General features: G+C 59.7%; 16 protein-coding genes and 5 tRNA genes. 17 read left to right on the forward strand and 4 right to left on the reverse strand.

Annotation, left to right across the window (positions count from 1 at the left end; all coding sequences use genetic code 11):
- The 5 genes from thyX to Q0I19_RS03795 all read left to right on the forward strand — a co-directional run bounded on the left by thyX (position 1) and on the right by Q0I19_RS03795 (position 5,156).
- Positions 1 to 783 (forward strand): FAD-dependent thymidylate synthase, encoded by a 783-nt coding sequence (thyX, locus tag Q0I19_RS03775; protein ID WP_294758857.1) that lies wholly within the window; start codon positions 1 to 3, stop codon positions 781 to 783.
- Positions 776 to 1,450 carry a thymidylate kinase gene (locus Q0I19_RS03780; RefSeq protein WP_294758855.1) on the forward strand — a complete coding sequence of 225 codons (675 nt, stop codon included), beginning with the start codon at positions 776 to 778 and terminating at the stop codon, positions 1,448 to 1,450. The genes thyX and Q0I19_RS03780 overlap by 8 nt, the downstream gene beginning before the upstream one ends.
- A 319-nt stretch (positions 1,451 to 1,769) precedes the next feature.
- Positions 1,770 to 2,588, forward strand: a complete 819-nt coding sequence (locus Q0I19_RS03785) for a hypothetical protein (RefSeq protein ID WP_294758853.1) — start codon at positions 1,770 to 1,772, stop codon at positions 2,586 to 2,588.
- Positions 2,589 to 2,629: 41 nt separating this feature from the next.
- Complete coding sequence (gene mltG, locus Q0I19_RS03790) at positions 2,630 to 3,907, forward strand: endolytic transglycosylase MltG (protein WP_294758851.1); 1,278 nt, start codon at positions 2,630 to 2,632, stop codon at positions 3,905 to 3,907.
- Positions 3,908 to 3,926: 19 nt separating this feature from the next.
- Positions 3,927 to 5,156: a U32 family peptidase gene (locus tag Q0I19_RS03795; RefSeq protein WP_294758849.1), complete on the forward strand. Its 1,230-nt coding sequence runs from the start codon at positions 3,927 to 3,929 to the stop codon at positions 5,154 to 5,156.
- A gap of 38 nt (positions 5,157 to 5,194) precedes the next feature.
- Here the strand turns inward: Q0I19_RS03795 and Q0I19_RS03800 are convergent, their stop codons facing one another.
- Both Q0I19_RS03800 and Q0I19_RS03805 read right to left on the reverse strand, forming a co-directional pair.
- On the reverse strand, positions 5,195 to 7,555 hold the full coding sequence (locus tag Q0I19_RS03800; protein WP_294758847.1) for an ATP-dependent DNA helicase: 2,361 nt from the start codon (positions 7,553 to 7,555) through the stop codon (positions 5,195 to 5,197).
- 17 nt (positions 7,556 to 7,572) lie between these two features.
- The gene (locus Q0I19_RS03805) at positions 7,573 to 8,139 is read right to left on the reverse strand and encodes a uracil-DNA glycosylase (RefSeq protein ID WP_294758845.1); all 567 of its coding nucleotides are present in this window, start codon (positions 8,137 to 8,139) and stop codon (positions 7,573 to 7,575) included.
- A gap of 70 nt (positions 8,140 to 8,209) precedes the next feature.
- On the opposite strand from Q0I19_RS03805, the gene Q0I19_RS03810 reads away from it, so the two are divergent.
- The 9 genes from Q0I19_RS03810 to Q0I19_RS03850 all read left to right on the forward strand — a co-directional run bounded on the left by Q0I19_RS03810 (position 8,210) and on the right by Q0I19_RS03850 (position 12,834).
- Positions 8,210 to 8,818 carry a glycerol-3-phosphate acyltransferase gene (locus Q0I19_RS03810; protein WP_294758843.1) on the forward strand — a complete coding sequence of 203 codons (609 nt, stop codon included), beginning with the start codon at positions 8,210 to 8,212 and terminating at the stop codon, positions 8,816 to 8,818.
- A 178-nt stretch (positions 8,819 to 8,996) separates the two neighbouring features.
- Positions 8,997 to 9,073 (forward strand) — tRNA-Asp (locus Q0I19_RS03815).
- Between the two features lie 3 nt (positions 9,074 to 9,076).
- A tRNA-Thr gene (locus tag Q0I19_RS03820) sits at positions 9,077 to 9,152 on the forward strand.
- A gap of 45 nt (positions 9,153 to 9,197) precedes the next feature.
- Positions 9,198 to 9,273 (forward strand) — tRNA-Trp (locus Q0I19_RS03825).
- 129 nt (positions 9,274 to 9,402) lie between these two features.
- A tRNA-Asp gene (locus Q0I19_RS03830) sits at positions 9,403 to 9,479 on the forward strand.
- A gap of 3 nt (positions 9,480 to 9,482) precedes the next feature.
- A tRNA-Thr gene (locus Q0I19_RS03835) sits at positions 9,483 to 9,558 on the forward strand.
- A 202-nt stretch (positions 9,559 to 9,760) separates the two neighbouring features.
- On the forward strand, positions 9,761 to 11,137 hold the full coding sequence (locus Q0I19_RS03840) for an MATE family efflux transporter (RefSeq protein ID WP_294758842.1): 1,377 nt from the start codon (positions 9,761 to 9,763) through the stop codon (positions 11,135 to 11,137).
- A gap of 83 nt (positions 11,138 to 11,220) precedes the next feature.
- A complete protein-coding gene (locus Q0I19_RS03845) occupies positions 11,221 to 12,483 on the forward strand; it encodes a diaminopimelate decarboxylase (RefSeq protein ID WP_294758840.1) in 1,263 nt (420 codons plus the stop codon).
- A gap of 18 nt (positions 12,484 to 12,501) precedes the next feature.
- The gene (locus tag Q0I19_RS03850) at positions 12,502 to 12,834 is read left to right on the forward strand and encodes a hypothetical protein (protein ID WP_294758838.1); all 333 of its coding nucleotides are present in this window, start codon (positions 12,502 to 12,504) and stop codon (positions 12,832 to 12,834) included.
- A gap of 65 nt (positions 12,835 to 12,899) precedes the next feature.
- Here Q0I19_RS03850 and Q0I19_RS03855 read toward each other — a convergent pair whose 3' ends face one another.
- Positions 12,900 to 13,295, reverse strand: coding sequence for a hypothetical protein (locus Q0I19_RS03855; protein ID WP_294758836.1), 396 nt, complete (start codon positions 13,293 to 13,295; stop codon positions 12,900 to 12,902).
- 13 nt (positions 13,296 to 13,308) lie between these two features.
- Positions 13,309 to 13,770: a ribonuclease HI gene (gene rnhA / locus Q0I19_RS03860; RefSeq protein WP_294758834.1), complete on the reverse strand. Its 462-nt coding sequence runs from the start codon at positions 13,768 to 13,770 to the stop codon at positions 13,309 to 13,311.
- A gap of 298 nt (positions 13,771 to 14,068) precedes the next feature.
- Here rnhA and Q0I19_RS03865 point away from each other — a divergent pair, with 298 nt between their 5' ends.
- The 3 genes from Q0I19_RS03865 to rplI are packed head-to-tail and all read left to right on the forward strand — an operon-like array spanning position 14,069 to position 18,554.
- Positions 14,069 to 16,045, forward strand: coding sequence for an RNase J family beta-CASP ribonuclease (locus Q0I19_RS03865; RefSeq protein ID WP_294758833.1), 1,977 nt, complete (start codon positions 14,069 to 14,071; stop codon positions 16,043 to 16,045).
- A 49-nt stretch (positions 16,046 to 16,094) separates the two neighbouring features.
- On the forward strand, positions 16,095 to 18,071 hold the full coding sequence (locus Q0I19_RS03870) for a DHH family phosphoesterase (RefSeq protein ID WP_294758830.1): 1,977 nt from the start codon (positions 16,095 to 16,097) through the stop codon (positions 18,069 to 18,071).
- 36 nt (positions 18,072 to 18,107) lie between these two features.
- Positions 18,108 to 18,554: a 50S ribosomal protein L9 gene (gene rplI / locus Q0I19_RS03875; protein WP_294758828.1), complete on the forward strand. Its 447-nt coding sequence runs from the start codon at positions 18,108 to 18,110 to the stop codon at positions 18,552 to 18,554.
- The last annotated feature ends 65 nt before the right edge of the window (positions 18,555 to 18,619 follow it).

Genomic DNA, 18,619 nt, shown 5'->3' on the forward strand with positions numbered 1-18,619 from the left:
ATGCTGGTTCAACTGATCGCCCATACCAATGACCCGGAAAAAACCATTGCCGCCGCCGCCAAGCTGTGCTATTCCGATGCGCACATCGAAACGCTGCTTGACGGCCTGACGCCCGAAAAAACCACGGCATTTCTGCAAAAGCTCAGCGATTTGGGCCATGCCAGCCCCATCGAACACGCCAGCTTTACCTTTGGCATCGAGGGGGTGTCCCGTACCTTTTTGGCGCAGGTGACCCGCCACCGCATCGCCAGCTTCAGCGTGCAGAGCCAGCGCTATGTGCGGCTGGAGGATTTCCGCTACGTTATCCCGCCGGAAATCGAGTGCATCCCCGAGGCAAAGGCGCAGTTCATCCGTTCGATGAACGACGATGCGCAGAAATATCTGGAGCTGGTCCACACGCTGGAGAACGCCCACACCGCCCGCCTTATGGCACAGGGTATGTCCGAAAAGGCCGCCCGCGCCAAGGCAAGCAAGCAAGCCAATGAGGATGCCCGCTTTGTGCTGCCCAACGCCTGCGAAACCAAGATGGTTATGACGATGAACTGCCGCAGCCTGCAAAACTTCTTTAACCTGCGCTGCTGCAACCGCGCCCAGTGGGAAATTCGCGCCGTGGCGGACGAAATGCTGCGTCTGGTTCTGCCGCTGGCTCCGCATGTCTTTGCCTACGCCGGCCCGCGCTGCCTGACCGGACCCTGCCCCGAGGCACACATGTGCTGCGGCAAACAGGCCGAGGTACGCGAAAAATACGAGCAGCTGAAAAGTGAGGCACTGAAAAATGGGTAAGCTGATTATCTTTGAAGGGCTGGACGGTTCCGGCAAGGGCACACAGACCCAGCTGACGGCCGAAAACCTGCGCGCCGAGGGGCAGGATCTGCGCCAGATCACATTCCCTGACTACAAAAGCCCGTCCAGTTCGCTGGTGAAAATGTATCTGGGCGGGGAGTTCGGCCAGCGGCCCGACGATGTCAACGCCTATGCGGCGTCCAGCTTTTACGCAGTGGATCGCTATGCCAGCTACAAGACCGACTGGGGCTGCTTTTACCGCGAGGGCGGCTTGATTCTGTCCGACCGATACACCACCTCCAATGCCGTGCATCAATGCTCCAAGCTGCCGCCGATGCACTGGGACGGCTTTCTGAACTGGCTGTTTGACTTTGAGTATAAGAAAATCGGCATCCCCGCGCCGGACGCCGTTGTGTACCTGGCGGTCGACCCCGAAGTATCCCAAAAGCTGATGACCGAGCGCTACCACGGCGACGAGAGCAAAAAGGATATCCAGGAAAAAGACCGCGAGTATATGGCGCGCAGCCGCGCCGCCGCCGAATACTGTGCCCGCACGTTGGGCTGGCACCGCATTGAGTGCACCAGGCTCGAAAGCGGCGTAAAATCCATGCGCACCGTGCAGGATATCAACGCCGAGATACTTGCGCAGATTCGGCCGCTGCTGTAAAATAAAGGCAACACCGCAAAATTTCCGCCTGACGGCTCAAGCACCGCTCCGGCGGCTGCGGCACGGCATCTGCGTTGCCAAAATGCTCGATAATGTCGGGTTGCGGTACCCGCATCGTGCTTCGGGGGCAAAAGCCCCTCGCACTCTGCGACCGCTGCCCCTGCTTCGGTTCGCTGCATCCGCCACTGGCGGCGCTCACCTTTGCAGCATCCAGTATTATCTGCGCTTTTGGCTTAGCATCTGCCGCACCTCGCTCGCCGTATCGGCACTTAGAATTGTGCGGTGTTGCCTAAACAGATAAAAAGGGGAGGCGAGTTTTATGCTGCGCAGGGCAACCGTGCAGGATATTCCCGCGTTGGCGGCGCTGCGCTGCCAAACTGCCGACACCACCCCGCAGGAGGCAGCCGCCTGGCTGCAATCGGTGGCGGGCATCGAAAATATTCTGGTGCTGCAAAAGGATGACACCCCCGTCGTTATGCTGGCGGCGGTGCCGGTAAATTACTATCAGCATAAGGGGCTTTGGTTCTGCGGCTTTGCCGCCCAAAAGGGTCTGGACGGCAGTACCATTCTGCCCAAGCTGCTGGCGGGGTGTCTGCGCGCGTATGCGGCGTCCGGCATAGAATTTGCCGTTATCAACCCGTATGATGCCAGACAGGCCGCCGAGCTGCAGAAGCTGGGCTTTCAGGGGCTTTTGCCGCTGCGCGTGCTGCAAAAGGAAATCCCCCGCAACGTGGTGGCACAGGCCGTGTTTGACAGCCTGACCGTACACAAGCTGCTGCAGCGCCGCAGCCTGTACCAGCCCGGCTGCGTCAGCCTGCCGGAGCCTGCCATGACCGAGGTCATGACCCAGCTTTACCGCCGCGGGCTTACGGTGGTGTCCTCAAACAGGGGATATGGGTTATACTATGTGCAGGACGGCGTTGTGCAGTGCATTGAATTGCAGGCCGACAACGACTACTGCGCCGATGTGCTTTTGCAGGCCGTGCGCGAAAAGACAGGGGCCGAAAAAGCCCGCATACTGCTTTCCGAAAACCAGACCCTGTACACGGGGGCGGGGCGGCGCTGTGCCTACGGCATGATCGCCTTTTGCGCAAAGCCGTTCCCCGTGACCGATATGTATTTCCGGGTGCTGCTGTAAGTATCCCGGCCTATCGTTGAAAAATAAAGGAGCAACAGCTTATGAAGATCAATCGAAATTCCGGTGCCGAGCAGCCCAACCCGCTGCCCCAGCAGCCCACGCCGGTGCACCGCGCACCCAAGGCTGCCCCTGTCCGGCAGGAAACCTACGATGACACCGAGCCGTATGAGGAGGATGACGAGGATGAACGCCCCCGCCGCCGCTTTCCCTTCGGCTGCCTGATCGTCCTACTGATGCTGGCGCTGGTCGCATTTGGCGGCTACAAGGTCTACCAGTTCTATGGCGAGGTGGACGGCAGCGGCAACCTGGGCAAGGAGCAGAGCGTTTCTATCCAGAAAGGCGCATCGCTGGCCGATGTTTCCGCCGCCTTAAAAGAGGACGGCATCATTGAATATGACTGGCTGTTCAAGCTGTATGCCAAGTACAGCGGCAACGCCGGCGCGCTGCAGTACGGCAAGTTTACCCTGCGCTCCGGCATGAGCTACAACGACATCATCACTACGCTATCCGAGGTGCAGCGCCGCAAGACGGTGGATATCACCATCCCCGAAGGCACGACCGCCGTGGGCGTTGCCAAAATTTTTGTCAACGCAGGGCTTGTACCCGATGTGGACACCTTCTTAAACTGCGCCAACGGCACAGACGGCTCGGATTTCAGCCAGTATGATTTCTGGAACAATATCCCCGATAACGGCCGCCTGATGAAGTGCGAGGGCTACCTCTACCCCGACACCTACAACGTCTTTGCGGACGAGGACGTCTACTATTATGTTGACACCCTGTACGCAGAGTTTGCCAGCAAGACCTCGCAGCTGGCAACCGAGCTTTCCAGCAAGGGCGTCACGCTGGACGATGTCGTCATCCTTGCCAGCTTTATTCAGGAGGAGGCGGGCATTGCCTCCGAGGACGCCAAGGTCAGTGCCTGCTTCCACAACCGTATGGAAAGCACGGACCCGCAGTGGAGCAGCCACCGGCTGGAGTCCAACGCCAGCAGCTATTTTATGTACGACACCGAGAACAACTACCTCTGGAACTCGCCCACGGCGGAGTATTACGGCTGGCCCGCTGCCGGTGCCATCCCTGAGGATGTGCTGAACAAGTACGACACCTACCGCGTCAGCGGTTTGCCGGCGGGTCCGCTTTCCAGCCCCGGCTTTGACTGCCTGAATGCCGCGCTGAACCCCGACCAGCAATTTATTGACGAGGGATATTATTTCTTTGTCACGGGCAACCCCAGCGGCGATTATCCGGGCCAGTTCTTCTATGCCCGCACCGATGCCGAACACGAAGCCAACTGCGTCAAGGCAGGCTGGCGCTGATCCACACAGGAGGAATATTATGCTGCAACAGCCTGAGCTGCTGGCCCCTGCGGGCAGCTTGGAAACCTTAAAATACGCGGTGCTGTACGGCGCGGATGCCGTCTACTGCGCCCTGCCGGAGTTCGGTATGCGCGCCGCGCCCGTCAACCTGACGGTGGACGAGCTGCGCGAGGGCTGCATTTTCGCCCACGCCCGCGGCAAAAAGGTCTACCTGACGCTGAACACCCTGCCCACCAACGCCGAACTCCAAAAGCTGCCCGAATATATTGAGGCTGCCGCCGAGGCGGGCGTGGATGCCTTTATCATTGCCGACTTGGGCGTTCTGCGCCTTGCCAAAAAGTACGCCCCGCAGGTGGAACGCCATGTTTCCACCCAGGCGGGCATCACCAACTACGAGGCGGCGACCGTGGCGTATGAGCTGGGCGCCAAGCGCGTGGTGCTGGCAAGAGAGCTGCCCCTGACCGAGATCGCCCTGATTCGCGACAACTGCCCCAAGGAGCTGGATCTCGAAGCCTTTGTCCACGGCGCCATGTGCATGAGCGTGTCGGGGCGGTGCCTGCTTTCCAGCTATATGACGGGGCGCAGCGGCAACCGCGGCGAGTGCGCCCAGCCCTGCCGCTGGAAGTATAATCTGGTCGAGGAACATCGCCCCGGCCAGTACATGGAAATCGGAGAAAACGAAAACGGCAGCTATATCCTGAACGCCAACGACCTGTGCACCGCGCCGTTTATTGACCTGATTTGCAAGGCGGGCATCGACTCGCTGAAAATCGAGGGACGCGCCAAGACGTTCTACTATGTGGCATCGGTCACAAGCGCCTACCGCCGCGCGCTGGACACCTACCTCAAGGCCCCGTGGCAGGACGACTTCACGCTGCCCGATTCGGTCATTGAGGAGCTGAACCGTACCAGCCACCGCCACTACTCGCCGGGGTTCTACTTCGGCAAGGAGCAGGCGCTGCAGACCCCCAGCCACACCTATGTGCGCAGCTGGGATTTTATCGGCACGGTGGAATCCTGGCAGGACGGCGTTGCCCACTGCACCCAGCGCGGCAAATTCTCGGTGGGGGATACCCTGGAGGCTTTGCAGCCCGACGGCAGCGTGGTCACGCTGAACCCCGCCTGGATCGAAAACGCCGACGGCCAGCGTGTGGACGCCACGCCCCACCCGATGATGCAGTACACCATCCCCAGCGAAACCCCGCTGCAGCCCTACAGCCTGCTGCGTATGCAAAAAACCGAAGCCTGAACAAAAACCACCCCCCCGAGCAGGAGGGTGGTTTTCGTTTATTTGCCCCAAAAGGCTTGCAGTTCTTTTTGCAGCGCCGCGCAGCTGTTCACGATCCCCAAATCCGCCCAGTGCGGGGGCATCAGGCGGCGGGTGTCGGGCGCGGCAAAGCGGTCATCGATCAAAAGCACCACGCCCTTGTCGTCGGGGGTGCGTATGACCCGCCCGGCGGCCTGTAACACCTTGTTCATGCCGGGAAAACGATACGCATAGTCAAACCCCGCGCCGCGCGTTGCATCAAAATACTCCCGCAGCTGCTCCTGACGCGGTCCTACCTGCGGCAATCCGGGGCCGATGACCGCTACGCCGATCAGTCGGTCACCGATCAGGTCGACTCCCTCGCCAAAGACACCGCCCATCACGGCAAAGCCCAGCAGGGTGCTGTCGGGGTGTGGGGCAAACTTTGCCAAGAACTCGGCGCGCTGCATCTCCTCCATGCCGGAGGTCTGGCACAGCGTGTCCGTGTCGGGGCAAAGCTGCACAAAGGCCTCAAAAACCTTTTGCATATAGTTGTAACTGGGGAAAAACGCCAGATAGTTGCCGGGCTTGGCGTTTGCCATTTCGGCCAGCAGCTCGGCGATCTGCGTTATGCAGCCGTCGCGGTCCTTGTAGCGGGTGCTGATGTGGCTGGCGCACCACAGCCCCAGATTTTCCCGCGGAAAGGGGCTGCGCAGCGCCACCGCCTTAGCGTCGGGAATACCGCAAAGATCCTTATAGTATCCGGCGGGGGAGAGCGTTGCGCTGAACAGCACCGCCGCGCGGCCCTTGGCGAAGTCCTGCGCAAGAAAAGCACTGGGGTCCAAGCACAAAAGGGCGGCGCGCACCTCACTGCCGTGGGCAGAGGTCTGAAACACAAAGTGGTCGTCAAATGTGTCGGCGCAGCGCAGAAATCCGCGCACGTTAAAATACAGCTGCAGCATCGCATCGTGTGCCTCATTCGGGTCACGATGCTCGTCCAGCCAAATCTCCAACGGGTCACACAGCTTGGTCAGGGCGCGCACAAAGGCCTCGGGCAGTTCCTTGGCGAACACCGTGCGGTGATTGCCCGCTTCTTCACAGGCATGCCGCCATTCGATGAACTGCGCATTTACCTTGTTCAGTGCGTTTTTCAGGCTGCTTTTGCCCTTGCCCAAGACCTTCTTGGCCTGCATAAACTCGCTTTTGCACAGCGCGGCACTGTGCATATCGCGGGCGCGGCCGGGCAGATTGTGCGCCTCGTCCAGCAAAAACAGGTAGTCGCCGCGCAGTTCAAAAAAGCGCTCCAGCCGCACCACGGGGTCAAACAGGTAGTTGTAATCCCCGATAATGACATCGCTCCAAAGGCTCAGATCCAGCCCTAATTCAAAGGGGCAGACGCGGTGCTTTTCGGCGGCGGCGCGCAGCGCGTCTGCCGTCAGCTCCGGCGTGTCCAGGGTGTCCCACAGTGCGTCCTTGGCGCGGTCATAGTAGCCGTTGGCATAGGGACAGGCTTCGGGGGTGCAGTCCCGACGGGGCAGCATACAGATTTTATCCTTGGCGGTCAGGCTGATGCTGTGCAGCGGCAAGTCCGGGTCGGCTTTGCGCAGAATATGCAGCGCATTCTCCGCCGCCAGGCGGGCCGTGCCGCGCGCCGTCAAGTAGAAAATCGGGCCGCCGTCGCCGACGGCTTTCAGCGCGGGGTACAAAACGCTCATCGTCTTGCCGATGCCTGTCGGGGCCTGGCACAAAAGCTGCCCGCCCTGTTGGCAGGTGGTGTACACGGCGTTCATCATGGCGCGCTGCCCCGGGCGATACCCGGAAAAAGGAAACTTCAGCACCTGCAGAGCAGCCCTGCTTTCCTCCCGTCGGAGCGCCGCCCGCTTGGCCCACGGCGCATAGCGCGTCAGCAAATCCGTGACGATATCCTGCAGCGCCGAAGCCGAATACTCGTGGGCAAAATCAAATTCCAGCTCCTCATCTACCTGGTAGTAGGTCAGCTGAACGCGCATACACGGCAAATCGTTTTGCTGCGCGTAGATGGCGGCGTAGATCTGCGCCTGCGCCCAGTGTTCGGGGAACTGCTCACCGGTGATCAGCTCGGGGGGCTGGGTGGTGGTCTTGATCTCGTGGATGGCTGCCGTGCCGTCTGGGTCGGTAAAAATGCCGTCGGCGCGGCCTTCCAGCGTGTAGTCGATGCCGCTTACCGCATACTGTGCCCGCAGCGTGACCTCGGCTTTGTAGTCGGGGTGTCTTTTTACCGCTGCCTTTTGTAGCTTGCGATGCAGGCGGGCACCCTCCAATGCACGGTCAAAGCCGGAAAATCGGCTGTCGATACTGCCGGTGCGCAGCAAAAACTCCGCCAACTGTCGGATAGACAGAGTCAGTGTCAAATTCTCCGACATCGGCGGTCATCTCCTTTTTAATAGGTGTGGGTGCAGCGCTCGCAAATTTTTTCGCGCAGGGCTGCAAAATCGCCGAAAACGGCGGGCTTGTTGACAGGGTAGCGCAGCAGGGCGGCGGGATGATAGGTTGCCATGAACAGTGTGCCGCCTTTTTCCACAAATTTACCGTGGTCATGCGTCACCGAATAGCCGGGGTCGATCAGCTGCTGGGCCGCCACGCGCCCTAAGCAGACGACGATTTTGGGTTGCAAAAGCTGGAACTGCCTGCGCAGCCACGGCAGACACGCCTGTGTTTCCTCCGGCAGGGGGTCGCGGTTCTGGGGCGGGCGGCATTTGACAATGTTGGCAATAAACACGTTTTTGTCGCGGCTTAAATCGACAGCCTCCAGATAGTGGTCCAGCAGCTGGCCGCTGCGCCCCACAAAGGGCAGACCCTGCTCGTCCTCACTGGCGCCGGGGCCTTCGCCGACAAACAGCACCTCGGCGTTGGGTACGCCCTGCCCGAACACCACATGGGTGCGGGTCTCGCACAAAGGGCAGCGGCGGCAGGCAAGACATTCGTTTTGCAGCTCTGAAAGTTCCATAACAAAGCTCCTTCTCTTATGATTGTGCCCGCAGAAAACGGGCCAGAATATCCGCAAAGGGGGAAAGATCATGCGGGAATACGGTTTTTGCTTGCGGGCAATTTGCCTTTTGACAGGGTATCTTCTGGGCGGTGTTTTGACCGCTGAGGCAGTGGCCCGAAGCCTGACGGGGCAAAGCGCGCGGGCGCTGGGCACGGGCAACCCCGGCATGGCCAACATCATGGCGCAGCTGGGCAAGCCGGCGGGCTTTGCCGTGCTGGCGGGGGACGCCGCCAAAACCGTGCTGGCTGTTTGGTTCTGCGTGCGGTACGCCGCGCCCGAACTGGGCCGCACCGCCGTGCTGTACGCAGGGCTTGGGGCGATACTCGGCCATAATTGGCCGCTGTGGCATGGCTTTCGGGGCGGCAAGGGGGTGGCTGTGACCTGTACCTGGCTGATTCTCTACCTGCCCGTGACAGGGATCTTATGCTGCATCGCAGGCGGGGCCGCCACGATTTTGTGGGGCTATCTGCCGGTGGGGGCTGTGCTGATCCCGCTGCTGGCGGTGCCCGTTGCGGCAATACAGTACGGTACAGAGGCGGGTCTTGGCACGGCAGTGGCTGCAGCCGTTATGGTGGGTCGCCACGCCAAGGGGCTGCGGGGTGTTTGGCAGGGCAGGGAACCGCGGTTCTTCCGCTGACAGCCTTTGCTGAAATTATAGCATAGAACCCGCAGGTTTGCAATTACAGCCTCAAACGGCGCAGGCGGGCGCAAAAGAAAAATTTGAAATTTTTTGAAAAACCTATTGACTTTTTGGCACCTGCCTGCTATAATAACTAACGTTGCAGCCGCCGCAACGGCGCAATAAGTTGGAGCATGGCCCGGTAGTTCAGTTGGTTAGAACGCTAGCCTGTCACGCTAGAGGTCGTCAGTTCGAGCCTGATTCGGGTCGCCATTTGCTGCTATAGCTCAGCTGGTAGAGCGCATCCTTGGTAAGGATGAGGTCAGCAGTTCAAATCTGCTTAGCAGCTCCAACTCAAGCGCCCACAATGCCAATTTGCATCGTGGGCGTTTTCCGTAGGGGCATAGCTCAGTTGGTAGAGCAGCGGTCTCCAAAACCGCGTGCCGAGGGTTCGAATCCTTCTACCCCTGCCAAAAAGGCATCGATGATTCGGTGCCTTTTTTGTTTTGTGCCGAAAAATAGAAAAAAAGGGGCTTGACATTTCCGGCACTATCCGCTATAATAACAAAGTTGCCCCGTGACGGGGCGATTCGTTGGAGCATGGCCCGGTAGTTCAGTTGGTTAGAACGCTAGCCTGTCACGCTAGAGGTCGTCAGTTCGAGCCTGATTCGGGTCGCCATTTGCTGCTATAGCTCAGCTGGTAGAGCGCATCCTTGGTAAGGATGAGGTCAGCAGTTCAAATCTGCTTAGCAGCTCCAGCGCAAAACACCCGCAATGTCATTTTGCATTGCGGGTGCTTTTTTGTACTTTTTTCACGAAAGAAAGACAAAAAATGCGCTCAATTTCTCGCCGCTGCACCCTTGATTTTACCGCCAGCCGTGCTATAATACCACTCGCAGTAAATGCAGTGCCGAAACGCGGGCGCTGCAATATAGAGGGAAAAACAATAGAGGTACTACTATGACAAAGGACTTAACACACGGCAGCCCGATGCGGGTCATCCTGCTGTTCACGTTTCCGCTGGTGCTGGGCAACCTGTTTCAGCAGTTTTACTCGCTGGCGGATACCATCATCGTGGGGCGGTTCTGCGGCGTCAGTGCGCTGGCGTCCGTCGGCTCCACCGGCTCGGTCAACTATCTGATCCTGGGCTTTGTCATCGGCATCTGCAACGGCTTTGCCATCCCCATTGCGCAGCTGTTCGGCGCCAAGGATTTTTCGGATCTGCGCCGCCATGTCGCCAACGCCGCGTGGCTGTGCATTGCGCTGTCGGTGGTGCTTACCGTGCTTACGGTGGCGCTTACCCGCCCGATGCTGGAGCTGATGCAGACCCCGGACGATATTCTGGACGGGGCTGTGCTGTACATCGGCTGGATCTTTGCGGGCATCCCGTTTATTTTTCTGTACAATATGGTCGCGGGCATTATGCGCGCCCTGGGCGACAGCAAGACCCCGCTGTACTTTTTGATTCTGACCAGCGCGCTGAACATCGGTCTGGATATTTTGCTGATCGTGCCGTTTCATATGGGGGTGCTGGGCGCAGCGCTTGCCACCGACATTGCACAGGCCGTCTCCGGTGTGCTGAGCCTTGCGGTGCTTTGCCGTAAATTCACCGACCTCAAAATGAACCGGGAGGAGTGCGCTTTCAGCAAAAGCGCCTGCGTGCGCCTGATGGGCATCGGTGTGCCGATGGGGCTGCAGTGCAGCATTACCGCCATCGGCAGCGTTATCATGCAGTCTGCCGTCAACGTGCTGGGCAGCACTGCCGTGGCAGCCGTCACCGCCGCCGGCAAGACGATGAGTCTTTTGACTGTCCCGCTGGAAAGCATCGGCACTGCTATGGCTACCTATGCAGGGCAAAACCTCGGTGCAGCCCGCATGGACCGTGTGCGCAAGGGCGTGAACAGCGCGCTGATCATCGCGGCCGTCTATGCCGTGGCGTCGCTTATCATCCTGCACTACGCCGATATCACCATCATGGGGCTGTTCCTCGACACCTCCAAGGAGGTCGAGATCGTGGCCATGGGTCGGCAGTATCTGTTCTGGAACAGTGTGTTCTTTATCCCGCTGGGCTGGCTGATCGTCTGGCGGTACACCATTCAGGGGCTGGGCTTTTCCAGCCTGGCCATGCTCGCGGGCGTGGCGGAAATGGTCGCCCGCACCGCCGTGGCACTGGCACTGGTGCCGCTTCTGGGCTACATGGGGGCGATCATGGCAAACCCCGCCGCGTGGGTGGCGGCCTGCCTGTTCCTGTACCCCGCCTATATCTGGACCTGCCGCCAGCTGGATAACCGCCTGCTGGCCGCCAAGCTGCATATGCAAGGCCCCCACGCGGAGTGAAGGTGTTTCCAAAAATATCTTGCCCCGCGGCGCAAAAAGGCATATAATAGAGCCATAGATTGTTGGGAAAGGAATGACCGTATATGCCGCAGAAAAAGCCGTTTATCACCCTTGCACAGGCAAAGCAGATTGCTGCCGATATCCCCACGCCCTTTCACCTGTATGACGAAAAGGCCATTCGGGAAACCGCCCGCCGCGTAAATGCCGCCTTCAGCTGGAACAAGGGCTATAAAGAATACTTTGCCGTCAAGGCGACCCCGAACCCCTACCTGCTCAAAATCTTGCAGGAGGAGGGCTGCGGCGTTGACTGCTCCAGCTATACCGAGCTGCTGATGAGCGAGGCTTGCGGCTTCGCGGGCAGTGATATCATGTTTTCCTCCAACGACACCCCCGCGCAGGATATGCAAAAGGCGTATGAGTTGGGCGCGTACATCAACCTGGACGATCTGACCCATGTGGACTTCCTCAAAAACGTGGCAGGGGTGCCCAAGACCGTCTGCTGCCGCTACAATCCGGGCGGCGTGTTTGAGCTGGGCAACGGCATCATGGACAACCCCGGTGACTCCAAATACGGCATGAGCGAGGATCAGATGGCCGAGGCCTACACCCGCCTGATGGCACTGGGGGCAGAGGAGTTCGGCATCCATGCGTTTTTGGCCAGCAACACCGTGACGGACGAATACTACCCCAAGCTGGCGGGCATCCTGTTTGAGCTGGCCGTGCGGCTGCACCAGCGCACGGGTGCTAAGATCAAGTTCATCAACCTGTCGGGCGGCGTGGGCGTTGCCTACCGCCCCGACCAGCGCGCCAACGACATTGCCGCCATCGGCGAGGGCGTGCGCCAAATGTATGAAAAGATCCTTGTGCCCGCCGACATGGGAGACGTCGCCATCTTTACCGAGATGGGGCGCTATATGCTGGCACCCTACGGCGCACTGGTCACCACCGTTTTGCACGAAAAGCACATTTATAAAGAGTACATCGGCGTGGACGCCTGTGCCGCCAACCTGATGCGCCCGGCCATGTACGGCGCCTACCACCACATCACCGTGCTGGGCAAGGAGGACGCCCCCTGCAATCACAAGTACGATGTCACCGGCGGGCTGTGCGAAAATAACGATAAGTTTGCCATCGACCGTATGCTGCCTGAAATAGAAATCGGGGATATCCTGTTTATCCACGATACGGGCGCCCACGGCTTCTCGATGGGCTACAACTACAACGGCAAGCTGCGCAGCGCCGAGGTGCTGCTGAAAGAGGACGGCACCCATCAGATGATCCGCCGCGCCGAAACGCCGCAGGACTATTTCGCCACCTTTGATTTTTCGCCGTTTTTCCAGAAATAAGACCGGGAGGGGAACACCTTGTTTGAATTTTTGTTTGTCATCGGTCTGATCCTGGCTTTTTACGGCTACACGGTCATGAAAAATCCCCGTACCTGGGGCGATCAGGGGCGTGATGAAATTCGCCCCGAAAACTGGAACGGCTATGTGCTGCGCAACGGGCAGTTCATCATGTATGCGGGCTTTTATCTGGCTGCGCTGGCGGCGCTGGACGTGATCTTCACGTTTGCCACATGGCTGTATATCCTGATCCTGGTGGGCGGGCTTGCGCTGATTTTGTACCCGCTGTGCCACTGGATGCACGAAAAAGAGGGCAAATGGTGGCCCTGGCCCAAGCACAAAAAGAAAAAATAAAAACCAAAAGCTGCCCGGTTCCAAACGGAACCGGGCAGCTTTTTGCGGTATTGTGCGGTTTGGCGTCAGGACTCGCTCTCGGCCAGGATATCCCGCACATCCTCGCGCGTGAACTCGCCAAGGGGCAGCACCAGACGTGCCAGCAGTGCTTCGTCCACGCCGCGCAGCAGGTCGCTTTGGTCAGCGTTGGCGTCCACGGCGGGCAGGATGCGGCAAACGCCGTCGGCGTCGGTTTCGGTGCGGGCGTAGTGGGCGGTGGCAATAAAAGCGCAGTCCAGCTCGGCGGCCTTTTCGGCCAGTGCGGCCAGCAGGGCGGCGGTGTTGGCAGGCGCGTCTGCGACAAAGGTCTGCACCGCAAAGCCCTGCTGACGCAGGATCAGCGCGGCCGCAGCGGCTTCGGGGGTGCCGTTTTCGCCCAAAAGAATCTTGTCCTGTTTTTCAAACGTGTTGAATCCGTCCATAGTATGCTCCTTTTTATTGCTGGCGTCCGCCGTATTTTTTGCTCTGCTCTACGGCCAGGCGGTCGCAGCGCTCGTTTTCGGGGTGCCCTGCGTGACCCTTGAGCCAGTGGTAGGTGATTTTGTGCTTTTCACTTTCCGCCAGCAGGGGTGCCCACAAATCAGGGTTCAGGGCAGGGGATTTGTCGGCCTTTTTCCAGCCGCGGGCGCGCCAGCCCTTCGCCCAGCCTTTTTCCAGGCCGTTGATAACATACTGGCTGTCGCTGTACAGGTCGATCTCGCACGGCTCCTTCAGCTGGCGCAGCGCCTCCAAAAAGGCGGTAAGCTCCATGCGGTTGTTGGTGGTGGAGGCGTCGCCCCCGGAAATTTCCTTCTCGTACACCTTGTCGCGGGTGGTAAAGTGCAAAATGGCGCCCCAGCCGCCCGGGCCGGGGTTGCCGCTGCATGCACCGTCGGTATAAATTTCTATATGCTTCATCGTGTTTCTCCGTGTGTTGTTCCGGCTATACTGTAACCGGGTAGTAAAACATATTATATACGCTTTGTTTGCGCGTGGCAAGTGTTTGACAAGTGGCCGCAATGCGTTTATAATAAAAGGTACTTGCAATGTGTGTTTTTATCAGGCCCGGCCGCGCCTTTTCAGGCGGGCTTTCGCGCCTAATCCAACGGCAACCGAGCCAAGTGCTCCCAAAAATACATAAATCGCAAATTCGCCAAGGGACAGACCGATCTGCGCAGAAGGTGCAGATCAGCCCTTGCAGTATATGGAGGGTTATATGGAAGAACTTAAACCGAAACGCCGCAACAGTGCTCCGCGTCAGAACAATGCCGAGACCGCACCCCGCCGCCGTGCCGCGCATCCCCGCGCTGCCGCCCCCGCCGCTGAGGGCACTGCCGCCCCCGCCGCCAAGCAGCCCCGCCGCCGCGCTCCGCGCCCGGCCCAGAACCCGGCTGCCGAAACCGCCGCTGCCCCGCAGCAGCCCAAGGCACCCCGCCCGCGCCGCAATGCGCAACCGGCCAACGGCCAGCCCCGCGCCCCGCACAACCGCCGCAAGCCGCGCCTGCCCGAACATCTGGAAATGACCCCCGCCATCCCCATGCACATCTGCCCGCTGGGCGGTCTTGGCGAGGTGGGCAAGAACATCACCCTGTATGAGTGCCAGGGCGACATGATCTTAGTCGACTGCGGCCTGGTATTCCCCGACTCCGATATGTTCGGCGTCGATCTTGTTATCCCCGATTTCACCTATGTGCTGGAAAACAAGGACCGCATCAAGGGTCTCTTTATCACCCACGGTCATGAGGATCACATCGGCAGCCTGCCGTATCTGCTCAAAAAATTCAACGTGCCCATCTATGCGGCGCGTCTGACCATCGGCCTTATCAAAAATAAGCTGGAGGAGCACGGCCTTGCCTCCAGTGCCATTTTCCACGAGATCCGCCCCCGCCAGAAGGTCAGCCTCGGCTGCTTTACCGTGGAGCCGATCCACGTCAACCACTCCATCCCGGATTCGCTGGCGTTTGCCATTGCCTGCCCGGCGGGCGTGGTCATCCACACCGGCGACTTCAAGGTGGACTACACGCCGCTGTCCGGCGACGCCGTGACCGACCTGCCCACCATTGCCGAGTACGGCCGCAAGGGCGTGCTGGCGCTGCTGGCAGATTCCACCAACGCCGAGCGTCCCGGCTTTACCGAGACCGAGCAGACCGTGGCCGAGGGTGTGCGCCGCCTGTTTGTCAAGGCGGGCAACCGCCGCATCATCGTGGCGACCTTTGCCTCCAACATCTATCGTGTGCAGCAGATCATCGATCTGGCGATAGAATCCGGCCGCAAGGTGGCCGTAAGCGGCCGCAGCATGGTCTCCAACACCGAGATGGCCAAGGAGCTGGGCTACCTCCATGCGCCCGATAATGTGCTGATCGACATCTCCGAAATCAACAAATACCCGCCGGAAAAGGTCGTGCTCATCACCACCGGCAGTCAGGGCGAGCCGCTGTCGGCGCTGTCCCGCATGGCACAGGCAAGCCACCGCCAGGTCAAGGTCGGCCCCAATGACTTCATCATCATCTCGGCCCGCCCCATTCCCGGCAACGAAAAGACCGTTACCAAGGTCGTCAACGGCCTGCTGAGCCTGGGTGCCGAGGTCATCTACGAAAACATGTACGCCACCCACGTCTCCGGCCATGCCTGCCAGGAGGAGCAAAAGCTGATGCTGACCCTGGCGCACCCGCAGTATTTCCTGCCTGTGCACGGCGAGTTCAAGCAGCTCAAGCGCCACGCCGAGACGGCCGAGCATCTGGGCTATATCCCCAAGCAGAACATCTATATTGCCGAAAACGGCCAGAATATCCGCATTTCCGAGGACGGCATGACGGTGGAAAACACCGTGACCGCCGGGGCTGTCATGGTGGACGGCTACGGTGTGGGCGACGTGGGCAACGTGGTGCTGCGTGACCGCCACCATCTGTCCGAGGACGGCATCATCATCGTGACCGCCGCCATCGACGGCTCGACCGGGCAGGTGCTGTCCGGCCCCGATTTGGTCAGCCGCGGCTTTGTCTATGTGCGTGAGAGCGAGGAATTGATGGAGGGGGCCCGCCATCAGGTGGAAATGGCCCTTGACCGCAGCCTTGCCGACAATATGCACGACTGGGCCGGCGTAAAGGCCCGTGTGCGGGAGGCACTTTCCGGCTATATCTACCGCCGCACCAAGCGCAGCCCGATGATTTTGCCCATCTTGCTGGAAGTCTGATAGAAAACGTCAAATGATCCGGGGCAAAGCGCCCCACGGGGAATCTGCGATGAAACACAAGGATGGTTTGGATATCGCGGCAGTGTTGCTGCTGCTTGTCACGGCGCTGGCCGTCATGGTCGTTCCTGTGGCCATGACAGCCCCGCAGCTGCTGGTCGTACCGGCAGTGCTGCTGGCAGCGGCACTGCTGCTGGTTTGGATGCAGCGCCGGCGTCTGCGCGCCTTTGTGGGCAAGCAGCTTTGCAGCACCGACTTTGAAAACAGCCGCATCCAGTACAGCCTGACCTCGCTGCCCATCCCGGTCGTGCTGATTGCGGACGGACGCATTTTGTGGTATAATACTTTCTTCCGGGATTCCATCCTGCAGGGGCGGGACGCAGTGACGCGTCCTGTCAGCAAGGCGTTCCCGGAGCTGGATCTGGCCGTCTGTGCAAAACCCCACGGTCAGGATATGACCATAGGGGAGAGCCGCTTTACCGCCTACACCACCGCCGCCAAGGGCAACAGCAGCGCCAACATCGTGTATTTTGTCGATGATACGTTTTATAAAAACACCCTCGATGAGTATAACGACAGCCGCCCTGCCTGCCTGGTTATCGTGATCGACAGCTACGATGAGCTGTTTGACGATATGAAGGACAGTGAGCAGGCCAAGGAGCTGGAGGCCATCAATGCGCGGCTGGAGGAATATATCGCCCGCAGCACCGGCTTTTTGCGCCGCGTATCCAACAGCCGCTACATCGCGGTGGTGGAGGAGCGCGACGTGCAGTGGATGCTGGCAGAACGGTTTTCCATTCTGGACGAGATTCGCGCACTGCACCCCGGCCACTTTGTGACGCTGTCCATCGGCGTCGGCCATGGCGGAAAGACGCTGGCCGAATGTCACCGCATGGCGCGCGAAAGCATTGAGATCGCCTTGGGGCGCGGCGGCGATCAGGCTGCCGTAAAAACTGCCGACGGCTTTGAGTTTTACGGCGGCGTGTCCCACGGTGTGGAAAAGCGCAGCCATGTGCGCAGCCGCATTATTGCGGGGGCGCTGTGCGATTTGATCCGCCAAAGCGATTCGGTCATCATTATGGGTCACCGCATGAGCGATCTGGACGCCGTGGGTTCTGCCATCGGCGCACTGCGCATCTGCAAAATGTGCGATGTCCCGGCGGTGATCGCCATCAACGACCAGGCCACGCTTGCCGGTGCCTTGCTGGATACCTTCCGCAAGGCAGGGCAGGAGCATAACTTTATCCGCCCCGAGCAGACGCTGGAGGTCATTACCCCCAAGACGCTGCTGATCGTGGTGGACACCTACCAAAAGCGCCTACTGGAAAGCGCACAGATCTACGAAAAGTGCAAGCGCGTCGTCGTCATCGACCACCACCGCATGGCGGTGGGGCATATCGACAACCCGCTGCTGCTGTACCATGAACCCTACGCCTCCAGCGCCAGCGAGCTGGTCTGCGAGCTTTTGCAGTTCATGCCCAAGGAGCAGGAAAACATTACCCCCTTGGAGGCAGAGGCTCTGCTGGCCGGCATCATGCTGGATACCCGCAGCTTTGCGCTGCACGTCGGCGTGCGCACCTTTGAGGCTGCCGCCTGGCTGCGCAGCCGCGGGGCATCTACGTCCGACACCAAGCTGCTGTTCAATACCTCAAAAGAGGAATATGAGGCCCGTGCCCGCATTGTGGAGGCGGCCTACATATATAAGGGCTGCGCCATTGCTCTTTCGGGAGAGTTGGATCCCGGCATGAACGTGGTTCTGCCCATGGCTGCCAACGACCTGCTGACCATCAACGGCGTAGACGCCAGCTTTGTGGCCGTGGTCAAAAACGGCGGGGTCAATATCTCCGCCCGCAGTATGGGCGCACTGAACGTGCAGGTCATACTGGAACCCCTGGGCGGCGGCGGCCATTTGATGATGGCAGGTGCGCAGCTGCAAAACTGCACGCTGCAGGACGCCGAAAGACGCATTCGTGAGCAGATCGACCTGTACCGCGAACAGGAAAACCAAAAGGACGCGGACAGGAACTGATACAAATCCATTTAAGAATTTCGGGAGGGGACTCTTATGAAAGTTATTTTGAAGCAGGACGTCAAGACCATCGGCAAAAAGGACGAGATCCACGAGGTTTCCGACGGGTACGCCCGCAACTTCCTGTTCCCGCGCGGTCTGGCTGCTGCCGCCGACGCGGGGGCACTGAACCAGGCCCGCACCAAGAGCGAGGCAAAGGCCCACCATGAGGCCGAAGCCCGCGCCGCCGCCCAGGCTGTGGCTGACAAGATCAAGGGCAAGACCGTGACCGCCAAGGTCAAGGGCGGTGCCTCCGGCAAGCTGTACGGCAAGGTCACCGGCAAGGAAGTCGCCGAGCTGCTCAGCCAGCTGACCGGCACCGAGATCGACAAGAAAAAGGTCGAGCTGCCCGCCGCCATCAAGGAGTTCGGCAGCTATGACGCTGCCGTGCGCCTGTATGCGGGCATTGTGGCGGACTTCAAACTCAAGGTGGAAGAACTGTAAAGCAAGGCGGCTTTACATGCAAAAAGAGAAGGGAAAGGGGTGCCTTTTGTGCCGAAAAACGATGA

The organism is uncultured Gemmiger sp. (assembly GCF_934561205.1).
Classification (GTDB): domain Bacteria; phylum Bacillota; class Clostridia; order Oscillospirales; family Ruminococcaceae; genus Gemmiger.